This is a genomic window from Candidatus Thiodiazotropha sp. AKAK2 (assembly GCF_058244685.1).
The window spans coordinates 252,299-267,342 of sequence record NZ_JBSYOP010000022.1 but is presented as its reverse complement, the minus strand read 5'-3'; the positions used below and the strand labels follow the sequence as shown (position 1 = coordinate 267,342).

14 protein-coding genes are annotated in these 15,044 nt (G+C 52.0%); 8 read left to right on the top strand and 6 right to left on the bottom strand.

Annotated elements, in window-relative coordinates:
* Window positions 1-18: 18 nt before the first annotated feature.
* The 3 genes from recF to dnaA form a co-directional block, all read right to left on the bottom strand.
* Window positions 19-1,089, bottom strand: coding sequence for a DNA replication/repair protein RecF (recF, locus tag AC4IE8_RS10040; RefSeq protein ID WP_490790925.1), 1,071 nt, complete (start codon window positions 1,087-1,089; stop codon window positions 19-21).
* A gap of 29 nt (window positions 1,090-1,118) precedes the next feature.
* Window positions 1,119-2,219 (bottom strand): DNA polymerase III subunit beta, encoded by a 1,101-nt coding sequence (dnaN, locus tag AC4IE8_RS10035; RefSeq protein WP_068994731.1) that lies wholly within the window; start codon window positions 2,217-2,219, stop codon window positions 1,119-1,121.
* A gap of 227 nt (window positions 2,220-2,446) precedes the next feature.
* Window positions 2,447-3,784, bottom strand: a complete 1,338-nt coding sequence (gene dnaA, locus AC4IE8_RS10030; protein WP_068994730.1) for a chromosomal replication initiator protein DnaA — start codon at window positions 3,782-3,784, stop codon at window positions 2,447-2,449.
* Window positions 3,785-4,049: 265 nt separating this feature from the next.
* On the opposite strand from dnaA, the gene rpmH reads away from it, so the two are divergent.
* The 6 genes from rpmH to AC4IE8_RS10000 all read left to right on the top strand — a co-directional run bounded on the left by rpmH (window position 4,050) and on the right by AC4IE8_RS10000 (window position 8,222).
* The gene (gene rpmH / locus AC4IE8_RS10025; protein ID WP_071892818.1) at window positions 4,050-4,184 is read left to right on the top strand and encodes a 50S ribosomal protein L34; all 135 of its coding nucleotides are present in this window, start codon (window positions 4,050-4,052) and stop codon (window positions 4,182-4,184) included.
* Window positions 4,185-4,195: 11 nt separating this feature from the next.
* The gene (gene rnpA, locus AC4IE8_RS10020) at window positions 4,196-4,558 is read left to right on the top strand and encodes a ribonuclease P protein component (protein ID WP_071892815.1); all 363 of its coding nucleotides are present in this window, start codon (window positions 4,196-4,198) and stop codon (window positions 4,556-4,558) included.
* Complete coding sequence (gene yidD / locus AC4IE8_RS10015) at window positions 4,546-4,782, top strand: membrane protein insertion efficiency factor YidD (RefSeq protein WP_068994729.1); 237 nt, start codon at window positions 4,546-4,548, stop codon at window positions 4,780-4,782. The genes rnpA and yidD overlap by 13 nt, the downstream gene beginning before the upstream one ends.
* A complete protein-coding gene (gene yidC, locus AC4IE8_RS10010; RefSeq protein WP_490790924.1) occupies window positions 4,775-6,448 on the top strand; it encodes a membrane protein insertase YidC in 1,674 nt (557 codons plus the stop codon). Before yidD ends, yidC begins: the two co-directional genes overlap by 8 nt.
* 25 nt (window positions 6,449-6,473) lie before the next feature.
* Window positions 6,474-7,820, top strand: coding sequence for a tRNA uridine-5-carboxymethylaminomethyl(34) synthesis GTPase MnmE (gene mnmE, locus AC4IE8_RS10005; RefSeq protein ID WP_490790923.1), 1,347 nt, complete (start codon window positions 6,474-6,476; stop codon window positions 7,818-7,820).
* Between the two features lie 162 nt (window positions 7,821-7,982).
* The gene (locus AC4IE8_RS10000) at window positions 7,983-8,222 is read left to right on the top strand and encodes an HP1242/YdcH family protein (protein ID WP_490790922.1); all 240 of its coding nucleotides are present in this window, start codon (window positions 7,983-7,985) and stop codon (window positions 8,220-8,222) included.
* 22 nt (window positions 8,223-8,244) lie between these two features.
* On the opposite strand, the gene AC4IE8_RS09995 is transcribed toward AC4IE8_RS10000, so the two are convergent.
* The 3 genes from AC4IE8_RS09995 to AC4IE8_RS09985 are packed head-to-tail and all read right to left on the bottom strand — an operon-like array spanning window position 8,245 to window position 12,108.
* Window positions 8,245-10,227: a transglutaminase TgpA family protein gene (locus AC4IE8_RS09995; protein WP_490790921.1), complete on the bottom strand. Its 1,983-nt coding sequence runs from the start codon at window positions 10,225-10,227 to the stop codon at window positions 8,245-8,247.
* Window positions 10,214-11,182, bottom strand: a complete 969-nt coding sequence (locus tag AC4IE8_RS09990; protein WP_490790920.1) for a DUF58 domain-containing protein — start codon at window positions 11,180-11,182, stop codon at window positions 10,214-10,216. Before AC4IE8_RS09990 ends, AC4IE8_RS09995 begins: the two co-directional genes overlap by 14 nt.
* Window positions 11,183-11,190: 8 nt before the next feature.
* Entirely contained in the window at window positions 11,191-12,108 is a 918-nt protein-coding gene (locus AC4IE8_RS09985; RefSeq protein ID WP_490790919.1) for an AAA family ATPase, read from the bottom strand.
* Window positions 12,109-12,458: 350 nt separating this feature from the next.
* Between AC4IE8_RS09985 and mnmG the strand changes: the two genes are divergently transcribed.
* On the top strand, window positions 12,459-14,333 hold the full coding sequence (gene mnmG / locus AC4IE8_RS09980) for a tRNA uridine-5-carboxymethylaminomethyl(34) synthesis enzyme MnmG (protein ID WP_490790962.1): 1,875 nt from the start codon (window positions 12,459-12,461) through the stop codon (window positions 14,331-14,333).
* Window positions 14,334-14,335: 2 nt separating this feature from the next.
* On the top strand, window positions 14,336-14,995 hold the full coding sequence (gene rsmG / locus AC4IE8_RS09975) for a 16S rRNA (guanine(527)-N(7))-methyltransferase RsmG (protein WP_068994722.1): 660 nt from the start codon (window positions 14,336-14,338) through the stop codon (window positions 14,993-14,995).
* The last annotated feature ends 49 nt before the right edge of the window (window positions 14,996-15,044 follow it).

Genomic DNA, 15,044 nt, shown 5'->3' with positions numbered 1-15,044 from the left:
ACCCGATATACGACCGATTTAAATCTCTGCAAACTGGCCATGTTCCACGTGGAACATTTTATATTTATCCTCTTCGATGGAGTCACCAATACTTTTTGTCAGATCTGTTATGAAGGTTTGAATCTTTAAGTCTGAGATGGTTTGCAGAATCTGTAAGCACCGGTCTTGATCAAGTTCTGATTGTAAATCGTCTACCAGCAAGATCGGTTTCTCTTCCTTTTTTATCTGTAACAACATTGTCTGAGCAAGCATGAGATTTAAGGCCAGCAGTTTGTTCTGCCCCCTGGAGAAGTAGTTTTTTACACCCCTTTGATCCACGTAAATCTTAACGTCCAGTCGGTGGGGTCCTGCTGAAGTGAATCCCCTCTCACGGTCTGTCCGGGTCAGTTCATCCAAAGCTTCTTCAAAACTGGTTCCTTTTCTCCACCCACTGTAGAGTTCGAGTCTGCATCGGTATCCACTATCCTGGGTAGCCGATAACTCCGTGAGCGCCTGATTCCAATCTTCGAGATAGTTTTTTTGAAGTTGGTTTAACTGATCACCCAATTCAACCAACTGTCTTGTCCAAACTTTCAAATCGTCCCGGTTTCCAGAGAGTGCACGGTTTCTCTGCGAGATAGTCTGATTATATCGCTGAGCCAGCTGAGCATAAAAAGGTTCCACGTGGAACATTCCCCAATTCAGAAGTTTTCTTCTGTGTACTGGCCCCTCTTCTACGATTCGCTGGATGTTGGGAGTGATAATGGTAAGAGGGAGAGATTTTGCCAATTCAGAGAGTTTTGTTATTTTTTTTCTGTCTTTGTGTACTGTGGTGCCCTCTTTTTTCTTACTGAGACCTATCCTGTACTTAGTTCCTGCTTCACTCTGTAACTCTGAAAATATTGTCAGTGCCTCTTCACCTGACTTAATGAGTGTTCTATTTTGACTCTGTCTGAAAGACCTGGTCCGAGCCAATAGATAAATTGATTCTAGAAGTGTGGTTTTACCGGCGCCATTTGCACCGGTAATGATGTTGAGGTTGTCTGATGGAAAAATCTCCGCGTTTGAGATATTGCGGAGATTTTGTATCTTGAGTCTTTGCAGATGCAATGTGTTTAGAGTTGTACGTTTTGCCGTTTCTAGATTCTCATAGGCATGACAACGTATTTACTGTCTTTGTTGTCCTTGCCATAAATCAGGGCACTGCTGTTGGTGTCTTTCAATTCAATGATAATCGTATCCTCTTTTATCGCGGATATAGCGTCGAGGATGTAGCCCACATTGAAACCAATTTTGAGTTCATCTCCCTGATAGTTTACTTCCAGCTCTTCCTCGGATTCCTCTTGCTCTGGGTTGTGCGCTTGTAGTTCAAGTAGATTGTTTGAAAGATGAAATCTTATGCCACGGTACTTTTCATTTGAAAGTATGGATGCTCTTGTGAGGGATTGCTTGATTGAACTCTTTTCGGCTTCGACTTCTTTGTCTGATCCTGTTGGCATGACACGCTGATACTCAGGAAATCTTCCATCGATCAGTTTTGAGGTAAAAACCGTCTTCTCAAAAAGAACCTTGATGTAGCTGTTGCTGAGTTCAACTTTGATGTCATTGTCGTTGTCACCAAGCAGTCGACTGAGTTCGATGACAGCCTTTCTTGGCAGGATAACCTGGAGGTTGGTTTTATCATCGATGGTGTTCAATGACTGACTCATGGCTAGTCGGTGACCATCCGTTGCAACCGTTCTTATGTCACCCCCGGTGAGTTCCAGTAACATGCCATTGAGATAGTAACGAACGTCCTGTTGCGCCATGGCAAATTGGGTATTTTCGATCAGCGTATTGAGTATGGACTCTTTGATTGTGAATACTGTGCTACTGGGTGTCGGTTCGATCACCGGGTAGTCACGAGCCGGTAGAACACTGAGTGAGAAACGGCTTCTACCCGATTGCAATTTGACTTTGTCTTCACTGATATCCAGTGACACTTTTGCTGATTCCGGAAGAGCCTTGCAGATGTCGAGTAGCTTTCTTGCCGGTATCGTGAAGTCAGCATCTCCATCACATTCCGCTTCAGTCTCTGTTTTCAATTCAACTTCCAGATCTGTTGCTGTGAGGTTTAATTGGCCATGGTTAGCATTGACCAGAATGTTTGCCAGTATGGGCAGTGTCTGCCTACGTTCGACAACACCTGCAATCTTCTGTAGTGGTCCAAGCAGGTTTTCTCGTTCGGTGCTGATTTTCATGTTATCCACTCAGTATCTTAATAGTATATTTTTAGATATATAGACCTGTTATTATTATTAGGCCTGTAGATATCTAAGTCTATCTTGTATATCTATTTGTTTTTTAAGAGAAATTCTTGTTTTTTCCCTCTGTGTTGAACGCCTCTAATCCTGCTGAATAAGTGTTAACGGATTGTGGATAACTAAGCTGTATAAATTTTTCGCTTTTTTTAAACATTTTATCCACACTAACTACTCAGTGTTCTTAACAGATTGGAATAATCTTCCGATATTCTCGGGTCACTCTCTCTTAACTCTTTAACCTTTCGGTTGGCATGGATCACTGTCGTGTGATCTCTGCCACCAAAGGCACTGCCTATTTCCGGGAGACTGTGATTGGTCAGCTCTTTTGCCAGAGTCATGGCAATCTGTCTCGGTCTTGCGATCGATCGACTTCGTTTTGAAGAGACCAGATCGGATGTTCTGATCTGAAAATATTCCGCTACCGTCTTTTGAATATTTTCAATGGTAATCTGTTTGTCATGTGCAGCCAGCATATCCCGGAGTGCGTTCTTGGCGAAATCCAAATTGATGTCCCGACCGGTGAAGGTAGCGTTGGCAATCACCCGTCTTAACGCACCCTCCAGTTCACGAATGTTGGATCGGATGCGCTTGCCCATAAAGAAAGCAACTTCGGTGGGTAACTCAGCATTCAGTTGTAGTGCCTTACTCTGCAGGATGGCGACTCTGGTCTCAAGATCCGGCGGTTCAATGGCAACGGTCAGCCCCCAGCCAAATCGTGATTTGAGCCGCTCTTCAAGGCCGGTTACCTCTTTAGGGAAACGGTCGCTGGATAGAATGATCTGCTGCTGGGATTCGAACAGTGCATTGAAGGTGTGAAAGAATTCTTCCTGTGAGCGCTCCTTGCCCGCGAAAAACTGAATATCATCGATCAGCAGAGCATTCACGGAACGGTACTTCTTTTTGAACTGGTCAATGGTGTTGTGCTGAAGTGCCTTGACCATCTCCGCTACGAATCGCTCGGAATGCAGATAGACAACACGGGCCTGTGGATTCTTTTTCAGCATCATGTTGCCAACGGCGTGCATCAGGTGGGTTTTACCGAGACCCACGCCACCATATATAAATAGGGGGTTGTACGCTTTACCTGGATTTTCGCCTATCTGCATGGAGGCGGCACGGGCAATCTGATTGGATTTACCTTCGACAAAGGTATCGAATACAAAGCTCTGGTTGAGATTACTCTGGATCGGTGTTGTATTCTCACCACCCGAGGTGACGGTTATTGGTTGAGGTGGTGTGATCTGCTGTTTCTTCTGTGGCCGGCTTTTTGAACCGATCTCGATTAGGACCTTGGGCGCCTGCCCATTACACACCACATTCAGATGGTTCTGGATCATATCCAGGTAGTGATTGCGGACCCAGTCGAGTACAAAGCGGTTCGGCGCGAGTAGTCGCAGCAGTTTGGCGTCTTCAATGATTTGTAGTGGCCGGATCCAGGTGTTGTATTGCTGTGGTGAGAGTACTTGCTCCAGGTGCTCGGTGCAGCGGTGCCAAAGGTCCAATTTCACTCTCCAGCGAGGGTCTAATATCAGCTTGGTATTTAGAAACAGAAGAATTTCCAGCTTCCAATGACAAGGCCACGTGGAAATGTCGGTAGTGGCTGGAACATGCAAGTCTACTCTGGGTGGCCAGAGTTATCCACAGTTAAAAACGAATTTGTTTTGCCGTTTTACAGCTGTTTTCTATTGACAAGCGATGGTGTTTAGGTCTAGGCTACGCGTCTTTTTTTCGTCCATACTTCATTGGCGGATTTACCGGTAAGCAGCTATGAAAAGAACATTTCAGCCCAGTAATTTAAAACGAGCCCGCACCCATGGTTTTCGTGCGCGCATGGCAACTCGCAATGGCCGTAAAGTGTTGAAGGCGCGTCGCGCCAAAGGTCGTGCCCGTATCGCTCTCTGAGCCAGGGTTCATTGCCAATATCTGAAGGGGCTTTCCCTCGAAGCCGAAGATTACTTAAACCCGACGAATTTCGTCGGGTTTTTAGTGAAGGTCGGCGTTCCAGTGATCGCTTCTTTCTGGTACTGGCCTATCCGAACCAAAGTGCTCATGCTCGCTTAGGCCTGGCGGTAGCAAAAAAACACTGCCGAAAAGCAGTGGACAGAAATCGTATCAAGCGTATCATTCGCGAGAGTTTCCGGCTCAACCAGGCACCATTGGCTGGTTTGGACCTGGTGGTTGTCGCCAGACAGGGCGCAGCACTCGCGGATAATCGAGTTTGTCTCAATTCACTACAGCACCATTGGCATAGGATTGCAGAGCAATGCGCCAAATAATGATCTTTCTGATCAGGCTCTACCAAACTATACTTAGCCCCTTTGTCGGCCAGCACTGCCGTTTCTATCCCAGCTGCTCAGCCTATTCTCTCGAAGCGATTGAGAAACATGGTGGATTGCGCGGTTTATGGCTTGCTCTGAAACGAATTTCACGTTGTCACCCCTGGCATGAAGGTGGGGTTGACCCGGTTCCCGAACCTCAAAAAAAGCAGTTCCATGGATAATCTAAGACTGATTCTCTTCTTTACACTGGCCTTTCTGGGGCTGTTGATCTATCAAGCCTGGCAACAGGATTATGGAGTACCCGCGCAACGGGAAGCTGAGCAGGCGGCCAGGCAGAGCAGTACGCCAGCCGCACCTCAGGGTGGCGAGGATTCCGGAGTACCGACTGCAGCGGTTAAAGCGGATCTGCCCCAGGCGGCGGGCAGTGCGGTTCCCGGTGAACTGCAGAGTGGCCTCAATGGTCAGGTGATCCATGTGGTGACCGATCTGCTGAAGCTGGAGATCTCCACTCAAGGCGGTACGGTCCAGCTGGCTGACCTGCTTGAATATTTCGAGGCACTGGATACCCCTGATCTGAAGGTGGAACTGTTGTCCCCTTCCGGATCCGACCTCTATATCGCCCAATCGGGTCTGATCGGATCAGAGAAAGGCAAAGCTCCGAACCATGAAGCCATCTATCAGAGTGAACAGACAAACTATGAAATGGGTGAGAATCAGGATCAGCTGATTATTCCCATGGTGTGGAAGAGCGATAATGGTGTGACGGTCACCAAACAGTTCACCCTGAATCGCGGCAGTTATCTGATCGATGTGGACTACCTGATCGAAAACCAGTCTGGCGAGAGCTGGGCCGCTCGCGACTATGGCCAGTTACAGCGGGTAGAGCCGGATGGTGATGGTAGTGGTTTCACAACCTATACCTATACCGGTGGTGTCTACTACAACCCGAAGGACAAATACGAGAAGGTCGACTTCGACGATATGGCGAGTAAAAAGCTCGATATCGATACGGATCGGGGCTGGCTGGCGATGATTCAGCACTACTTTCTGAGTGCCTGGATTCCGCCCAAGGATCAGGTTGAGCACTACTACACCAATGCACTGACTGGTGGTAAATATCTGCTTGGCAGCTACTCCCCATCCATTACGGTTGAAAATGGAGAGACCCAAAAGATCAGTCGTCAGCTCTATATCGGTCCAAAACTCCAGGATCAACTGGAACAGATTGCGGAAGGTTTGGAACTGACCGTCGACTACGGTTGGCTTACCGTAATCGCCAAACCGATCTTCTGGTTGTTGAAGAGCATCCACAATATGGTGGGCAACTGGGGTTGGGCGATCATCCTGCTGACGCTTCTGATCAAAGCGGTGTTCTATAAGCTTTCCGAGACCAGTTATAAATCGATGGCCAACATGCGTAAGTTCACGCCCCGGGTGCAGGCGCTGAAAGATCGCTATGGGGATGACAAGCAGCGTTTCCAGCAGGCCATGATGGAGCTGTATAAGACAGAGAAGATCAATCCACTCGGTGGTTGTCTGCCGATTCTGGTTCAGATTCCGGTATTCATCGCCCTCTACTGGGTACTGTTGGAGAGTGTGGAGTTGCGTCATGCACCCTGGATTCTGTGGATCGAGAGTTTGTCGGAGAAGGATCCCTATTTCATTCTGCCGCTGATCATGGGTGTCTCCATGTTCGTCCAGCAGAAACTCAATCCGGCACCACCTGATCCGATGCAGGCGAAGATCATGATGAGTCTGCCGTTTGTGTTTACCATCTTCTTCGCCTTCTTCCCGGCCGGGTTGGTACTCTACTGGGTGGTCAACAATCTGATCTCCATTGCCCAGCAGTGGTACATCACCCGCAAGATTGAGAACGCTGCAACCTAGGGCCTGTTAACAGGCACTGACACTCATGGCAGCGCGGGACACCATTGCCGCAGTCGCAACCCCACCTGGTCGCGGTGGGGTTGGGATTGTGCGGATCAGTGGCGTCCATTGTCCGAAAATTGCGAAATCCCTGATTGGCAGCCTGCCACCCCCGAGAGTGGCCAAACTGGTCGACTTTACCGATCAGCAACAGCAGCTCATCGACCAGGGAATCGCACTCTACTTTCCAGCGCCCCACTCATTCACCGGTGAGGATGTGCTGGAACTCCAGGGTCATGGTGGTCCGGTGGTGATGGATCTGTTGCTCCAGGCGGTTGTACAGGCCGGAGCCAGAATTGCCCATGCGGGTGAGTTCAGTGAGCGGGCCTTTTTGAACGACAAACTCGATCTGGTACAGGCGGAGGCCATAGCCGATCTAATCGATGCCCAGAGTCATGCTGCCGCCCGTCTGGCCAGCCGTACCCTGCAGGGGCACTTTTCCCAACGTATCCACACACTGGTTGAGCAGCTGATTGAGTTGCGGCTCTATGTAGAGGCGGCAATCGACTTCCCGGAAGAGGAGATCGATTTTCTCAATGATGGCCATGTGAGTGAGCGTTTACTCGCGATAATGTCCCAGGTTGAAAAGACATTTCAATCTGCGCAAAGTGGCAGAGTATTGCGTGATGGGCTGACTTTGGTGATCGCCGGTAGACCCAATGCGGGGAAATCGAGTCTCCTCAATGCCTTGGCAGGCAACGAATCGGCGATTGTTACCGAGATCCCGGGCACCACCAGGGATCTGCTCAAGGAGCGTATCACCATTGATGGCATTCCCCTGCACATCATCGATACGGCGGGTCTGCGCGAGAGTGATGATCCGATCGAAGCGGAGGGTGTGCGCCGGGCAAGAGAGCAGATGGCCGATGCTGACAGAGTGCTCTGGGTGTTTGATGATCGAAGCGATCCGGATTCAACGGCGCTGGACAGAAGCACCCTGCCCGAAGGGGTGCCGGTAACCCTGATACGCAACAAGATTGACCTGACCGGAAAATCAGCGGGACTGCATCAGATTGAGGATGGGGTGGAGATTTGTCTGTCTGCCAAACAGGGCGTGGGACTGTCTCTGTTGAATGACCATTTAAAGCAGTGTGCCGGTTATCATGACCAGCATGAAGGGGAGTTCATCGCCCGGCGTCGTCATCTCGATGCGCTGCAGCGGGGCATGCAATATCTCGAGCATGGTCAACAGAGTCTGTTACGGGACCAGGCGGGTGAACTGCTTGCTGAAGATCTCAGAGTTGCCCAGCTTGCCCTCTCGGAGATCACCGGGGAGTTTACGGCAGACGATCTATTGGGCCGGATATTCTCCAGTTTCTGTATTGGCAAATAGGGTTTTCGATATTCGCTGGAGTTTGGCGGGCCGATTGTTCCAGTTCACAGACAACCGGTTGAGGGGGCAAAAAAATCTTAACTTTTTTTGATTCAGTACATTGTTGCCATAGCCAGAGTCGCATTAAGGTGTTGAAATAGAGATTCCGAATAAGAGGAGAGAATGATGCTGGGTGAATCACACGATCTGTTGCATGAATTTCCCGAGTACGCAGAAAAAATTGCGGATCTGCGTAAGAGTAATGAGGTGTTTCACAATTTGATGGATGAGTACGATTGGCTGGATGCCCATATTCGTAATCTGGAGGAGTTGAGTACACCGGTCTCCGATTTTCATATGGAAGAGATGAAAAAAAGGCGTCTGTTACTGAAAGACAAGTTGTACGCCATACTCCACGATTGAGTCGTCGGGTTTAAATATTCGGTCAGGCGCCAGGCTTCTGCCGGCCAGGACGAAATTGTTTGACCTGTTGAAGTAGCTTTTTGGTCTGGCTTTTGTCGGCTTTGGGTCCATATCGCAGTCTGATGTAGAGTGCCGTAATTCTGCTGATGGATGCAGTCAGATCGGGCCGTTCGGCAATCGCCCTTTTCGCGTAGTCCATCGGACCTTCATAGGTTTTCCTGCTGATACCCAGACGGGCGAGTTTTTTACAATATTGGTTGTAGGCAACGATCTCCGGAAGCGGTTGTTTTTTTCCCGACAGCACCAGTCGCAGAGCAACCAGCAGTAGCGGTATTGAGATCAGTCCAGTGGTAATCAGACTCCACTGGAGTGGCGTCAGCGTATCGAAGCCGAAATTACGCATCAGTGAAAACTGGTGCTCCCGGCTGTAACCAATGATCCAGCGTCGCCACTGAATATTGGCATTATCCAGCATATGGGCGAAGCGCCGCAGGCTTGAACCGACCAGCCCCAGTTCATCGAGCTGAAACATTGCCGGCGAACCCTCTGCGCCAAAATCGTTTCTCAGTTGAAAGCGTATGCGTTCCGGCGCAACGGCTGCTGTTGGGTCGACTCGCAACCATCCGCTCTCTTCCAACCAGACTTCCGTCCAGGCGTGGGCATCGTATTGCCGGATGATGTAGTAGTCTCCCAACTCATTGAATTCCCCCCCCTGATAACCCAACACCAGACGGGTGGGTATGCCGGCGATGCGCATCAGTTGAGCAAAGCTGGTTGCATAGTGTTCGCAAAACCCCTCTTGAGTATCGAAAAGAAACTGATCAATGGGGTTGTCCAGATAACGGGGAGGTGTGAGGGTGTAGACAAATGGCTGGCTATTGAAGTGTGCCAATGCAAGATCGACAATTTCTCTGGATGTCGTGGCACTACTGCGCCACCCTTCAACCAACTCGAATTGCCGTTGGGTGACATTGTCCGGCAGCTCCAATGCCCGTTGCAGCATACCGGGTAGAACGACCCTGTTCTGCTGCTCGGTGGTGGAACGAACCTGATAGGTCAATGATTGCCTCACCGGCTCTCTTCTCTGCAGGATAAGATCCTGTGAAAGCCTGAAATTCTGTTTGCTACTGACCGGCAGATCGAGGGCATACAACCAGCGCTTCTGATGTGCTTCGAGAAATACCTCGTAACTGTGTTCGCCATGGGCTTTCAGTTGAATGTGTCGTTCAACCACCTGCTCCTTTCGGTTGAACCAGCTGAGGCCGTCCGTATCCCAGATCACCAGGCCACGCCAATAACGTTGTTCTACCGGTGGTACCTCTCTGTCAAAGCTGACCCGGAAGGCAACCTCCGGTGATTCGATCAGCTCGGCTATCTGCCCTGGTGTTACCCGGTCACTGAGACCGGTGGTTCCACTGCTGCCGATGCCCAGATTCCAAAGGGGTTGGTTCAAACGGGGAAAAATTACAAACAGCACGATGGCTATCGGAATCGCCTGAAGTGTGATTATCGCCGTTCTGACGAAGGGTTCCAGCGTGGTGGCGGATGGCTTGATGCGATTGATCTCAATCAGCAGAGCGGTCAAACAGACCATCACTGAAAACAGATAGAGGGCCATCACCATCGATTGATCAAACAGAAAATGGGTAATGATCACAAAGTAGGAGATGAAGACGGCGACATAGAGATCCTGACGTTTTCGCACCTCCAGTATTTTAAGCATCATCATGACCGTCAGCAGTCCCACACCGGCATCCCGGCCGATCAGAGTATGGTATTGGCTGAAAGTGAGGATCACACCACCTAGGGTTGTCAGTACCAGCAACCATCGACCCGGTTGAAATTGTGGATAGCGAAGCGCTGCGAGACGCCAGATGAACAGTAAGATCAGAAACAGAGAGATTGGAAGCGGAACGTGCAGGGCATGAGGCACAATCGCCAGCCCGGCACAGAGGCTGACCAGCAGATGCTGTCTTGCAGTCAGACTGTGATCAGCGATCTGCATCGGCTATTCCGTATCGGGCCAAAGCGCTGAGGCACTTTTGCATATGAGCGCTTCCCAGACCACAGGCTATGGAGAGACCAGGTATTTTCATCGCATAGGCGTGTCTTAACTCCTCCTGCTGAAGTATGAAACGGCACAACAGACTGAGCCGTCTTTCCGGTTCCTGCTCCGCTATCAAGTCCCAGTCCAGGGTGATCTCCACGTGACGGTCACCACCAAACTGTTTGCTCAACAGACCCTGTTGTCGGGCATAGGCCTTCCAATCGATCTGTTTCGGTGAGTCACCGGTTCGAAAGGTTCGCAGTCCGACAAAGTCATCGCTGCCAACCCCCCGATCACCGCTGTTGCTTTTGGTATAGCTCTCGGTGACAGGCGGTTTACCCCGTTCCGCCGGTTTTGGATAGACCAGACAGTTGAGATCGATTTCGGCATAGGTCCAGGCATGAAACAGACCCAGCGGATAGGTGGTGTGCAGCGTGATCTGCGGCAGTTTGAAAAGACCGCGCTTTTTACTTACCAGAGGGAGATGGATCGGTAGCTGCTCATTGTTTGGAATATCGAGACTGTCACCAAAATTTTTTTTCTGTTTCAGGGTGATCGCAAAACGGTCGAGGTTCGAAGGATTGATCAGTGAGAGGCAGAAATCCGCCGACTCCCCGGCAAACACCGAATCCACATGTTGCGGCTGAAGTCTCAGGCCCAACAGATTACGCCAGGTATGCAGAATGCTGGTGATCCAGATGCCACCAAGAAGAAAGGTCGCCAGGTGGCCAAGATTACTGCCGTAGTTGATCGAGCCGACCAGCATTGCCAACAGTACCACTGCCAGCAGCAGGCCCTGTTTTGTTGGCAGGATATAGATACTCCTCGCCTTGACGGTAACACCGCCCTGGGTATCGGGCTGGGCCTGACGGCGGAACTGCCTAAACCAACGATAGAGTGAGGAGCGGGTCATTGATACGATCAGGGTAGTGGTATTCTGTTCAGCAGATCCTTGACCAGACCATCCCCGGAAACCGACATCTTCTCCCCGGAGGTCTGCAATCGGTGCCCGATGGTTGCCGGCAGTATCGCCTGCAGATCCTCGGGCAACACCAGATCACGATCCTCGAGGAAGGCCCAGGCCCGTGCGGCCTGTAGCATCGCCAACCCGGCTCGGGGTGAGAGGCCGAGTCGGTAGTCGGGCATGTTTCTGGTGTGTGCCAGGATGTCCTGACAATATTCGATCAGGGCATCGGCCACATGTATCTTGGTCACCTGTTGCTGATATTCGGAGAGTCGCTGACCATCGAGCACCACCGGGTGATCCTCCAATGCCGCTCGGCGGTCCCCTCCAGCCAACAGATCACGCTCCGCACTTCGGCCGGGGTAGCCGATGCTGATGCGCATCAAAAAGCGATCGAGCTGGGATTCGGGTAGCGGAAAGGTACCGACCTGATGGCTCGGATTCTGTGTGGCGATGACAAAGAAGGGTTCCGGCAGGTTGTAGGTTGCTCCGTCGGTGGTGACCTGTCGCTCTTCCATGGCTTCGAGCAGGGCGCTCTGAGCCTTGGGTGTGGCCCGATTGATCTCATCGGCGAGCACCACCTGAGCGAAGATCGGTCCGCGGTGAAACTGAAAGTTCTGTTGATTGGTATCGAACACCGAAACCCCGATGATGTCCGAAGGCAGCAGATCACTGGTGAACTGAATCCGCTGATAGTTGAGTCCCAACAGATGTGCCAGGGTATGGGCCAGGGTGGTTTTACCCACACCGGGGACATCCTCGATCAACAGGTGCCCTCTGGCGAGCAGACAGGTCAGAGAGAGTTTCACCACCTCCTGTTTGCCCAGCAGGATATTACCCGCCGCTTTGATTGCCTCAGCTAATTCAGGACCCATGGTTGTTCCTCTTGTTGTATCGGGCTGATTGTAAAGTTTGAAACAGTATCAGCCTACTTGATCGGCAGGCGGCCGCTTCAGGTTTAGAAACGATCGCACATTTGTCAGTTTATGGCTCATTGGATTAGTGTTATCAGGCCCTAAAGATGTCTGTACAAATCGGGAGGAATTTGCGATTCCTGAGCGATAAATGGCTATAGTGAAGCCGATGGCGTTTGATAATCGTCTCATTAGCGGGATGAATCAGTTAAAATGCCGGGTTCGATCGATTAGTTTCAGCTCGCTTGCCGCTGCAGTAGTTCGATGACCGGCTACACAGGCAAGCAGCGAATCCGCGAATAGTTATGACAATGTTGTTTACCGATAAGTTTGATGTGATTGTGGTGGGTGGTGGCCATGCCGGTACCGAAGCGGCCCTTGCGGCGGCGCGGATGGGTGCCCGGACGCTGCTGCTGACCCACAATATCGAAACCCTGGGTCAGATGAGCTGCAACCCGGCGATTGGCGGGATCGGTAAAGGACACCTGGTGAAAGAGGTGGATGCGCTGGGCGGCGCCATGGCCCAGGCAGCCGATCTCGGTGGTATTCAGTTCCGTATTCTCAACTCCCGCAAAGGGGCCGCGGTGAGAGCCACCAGAGCTCAGGCGGACCGGGTGCGATATAAAGCCGCGATTCGTCATCGGCTGGAGAATCAGGCCAATCTTCAACTGTTCCAACAGGCGGTGGACGATCTGCTGGTCGAGCAGGATAGAGTCACCGGGGTGGTGACCCAGATGGGTCTGAAGTTCCGTGCCGATGCGGTGGTACTGACCGTCGGTACCTTTCTCGGTGGCCGGATCCATATCGGGCTTTCCAACTATGAGGGTGGTCGGGCCGGTGATCCTCCCTCGAATGCACTATCGCAGCGTCTTAGGGATCTACCCTTTCGGGTGGAACGGCTGAAGACCGGAACCCCGCCGAGAATTGACGGCCGCACCATTGACTATGCACAACTGCAGGCCCAGCCCGGCGATACTCCGACACCGGTCTTCTCCTTTCTTGGCGAGCGTGATCAGCATCCCCCGCAGGTCAGCTGTCATATCACCCATACCAATCAGCAGACCCATGAAATCATTCGCGGCGGGCTCGCCCGCTCGCCCATGTATGCCGGTGTGATCGAGGGGGTCGGACCCAGATATTGCCCCTCCATCGAGGACAAGATCGTGCGCTTCGCCGACAAGGATTCGCACCAGATCTTTATCGAACCTGAAGGTCTCGATACCCACGAAATCTACCCCAACGGGATCTCCACCAGCCTGCCGTTCGATATCCAGTATCAGCTGGTGCGCTCGATGAAGGGTTTTGAAAACGCCCATATCACCCGTCCCGGCTACGCCATCGAATATGACTTTTTCGATCCGAGAGATTTGACATCCTCGCTGCAGACCAAATACATCGAGGGGCTCTTTTTTGCCGGACAGATCAACGGCACCACCGGCTATGAAGAGGCAGCAGCTCAAGGACTGCTGGCCGGCATCAATGCGGTGCGCTTCAGCAAGCAGCTGGAGCCCTGGTCACCGAGAAGGGATGAGGCCTATCTGGGCGTTCTGGTCGATGATCTGATCACTCAGGGAACTCAGGAGCCCTACCGGATGTTTACCAGCCGGGCTGAGTATCGGCTGCTGCTGAGAGAAGACAATGCGGACCTGCGGCTGACCGAAAGCGGACGCCAGTTGGGGGTTGTCGACGACCAGCGTTGGGAGGTCTTCTGCCGTAAACGGGAGAATATCGAGCGGGAGCAGCAGCGGTTGAAGGATATCTGGCTACGACCCACCGATCTTGATTCGCAGCAGGCGGAGAGCATCCTCGGAGGCAACCTGTCGAAAGAGGCCAGCGCCCACAATCTGCTGGCAAGACCGAATGTCAGCTACCGGCAGCTGATGACCATTCCCAGGCTCGGCCCGGGCCTGCAGGCGCCGCAAGTGGTGGAGCAGCTGGAGGTGCAGGCAAAGTATGCCGGCTATATCGCCCGTCAGCAGGGTGAGATCGAAAAGCAGCGCGCCAACGAATCGGTGCTGCTGCCTGAGGATCTGGACTATAGCAATGTCCGGGGTCTCTCCTCCGAAGTGCGGGAGAAGTTCCAGCGGCACCGGCCCGAGACCTTGGGACATGCGGGCCGGATACCCGGTGTCACCCCTGCGGCCATCTCACTGCTGCTGATCCATCTGAAAAAGCGTTCCGCCTGACCATGGCCGGATTCGACAGAATCGCTTGTGGTAGGCGTCTTGCGGAAGGTGCCGCATTGATGGGCCTGGTGTTGGAGGATGACAAACAGCAACAACTGCTCGACTATCTGGCGTTGATGCATAAATGGAACAAGGCCTTCAATCTGACCGCAGTGCGCGATCCACTGGAGATGGTCTCCAGACATCTGCTCGACAGCCTGGTTGTATTGCCCTACCTGCAGGGAGAGCGCTGTCTCGATATGGGTACAGGCCCAGGTCTGCCGGGCATTCCTCTCGGAATCATGCGCCCGGATATGCAGTTCACCCTGCTCGACAGCAACAGTAAAAAGGTCCGCTTTCTGCGCCAGGTAGTGATGGAGCTGGGGCTGGACCACTGTCTGCCGCTGCACAGTCGACTCGAGGCCTATCGGCCGCAAGCCCCGTATCAAGTGTTGACGGCCCGTGCGGTCACCACCCTTTCCGAGTTGCTTGATGTGAGTCGGCACCTGCGCAATCGCGAGAGTCTGCTGCTGGCGATGAAAGGGCGTAATCCGCAGCAGGAGCTCGGTGAGCTTTCAGCCGATTATGTGTGCCATGTAATGCCCCTGAGTGTGCCCTATACCGACGGGGAGCGCTGTCTGGTCTCCGTCAGAGAGCCTGAGAAGCTGGAAAATCCCCTTTGACCGAGCTTTCAAGGGGCACTTTGCCAAGAAAGTTACCACCTTCGGCGGC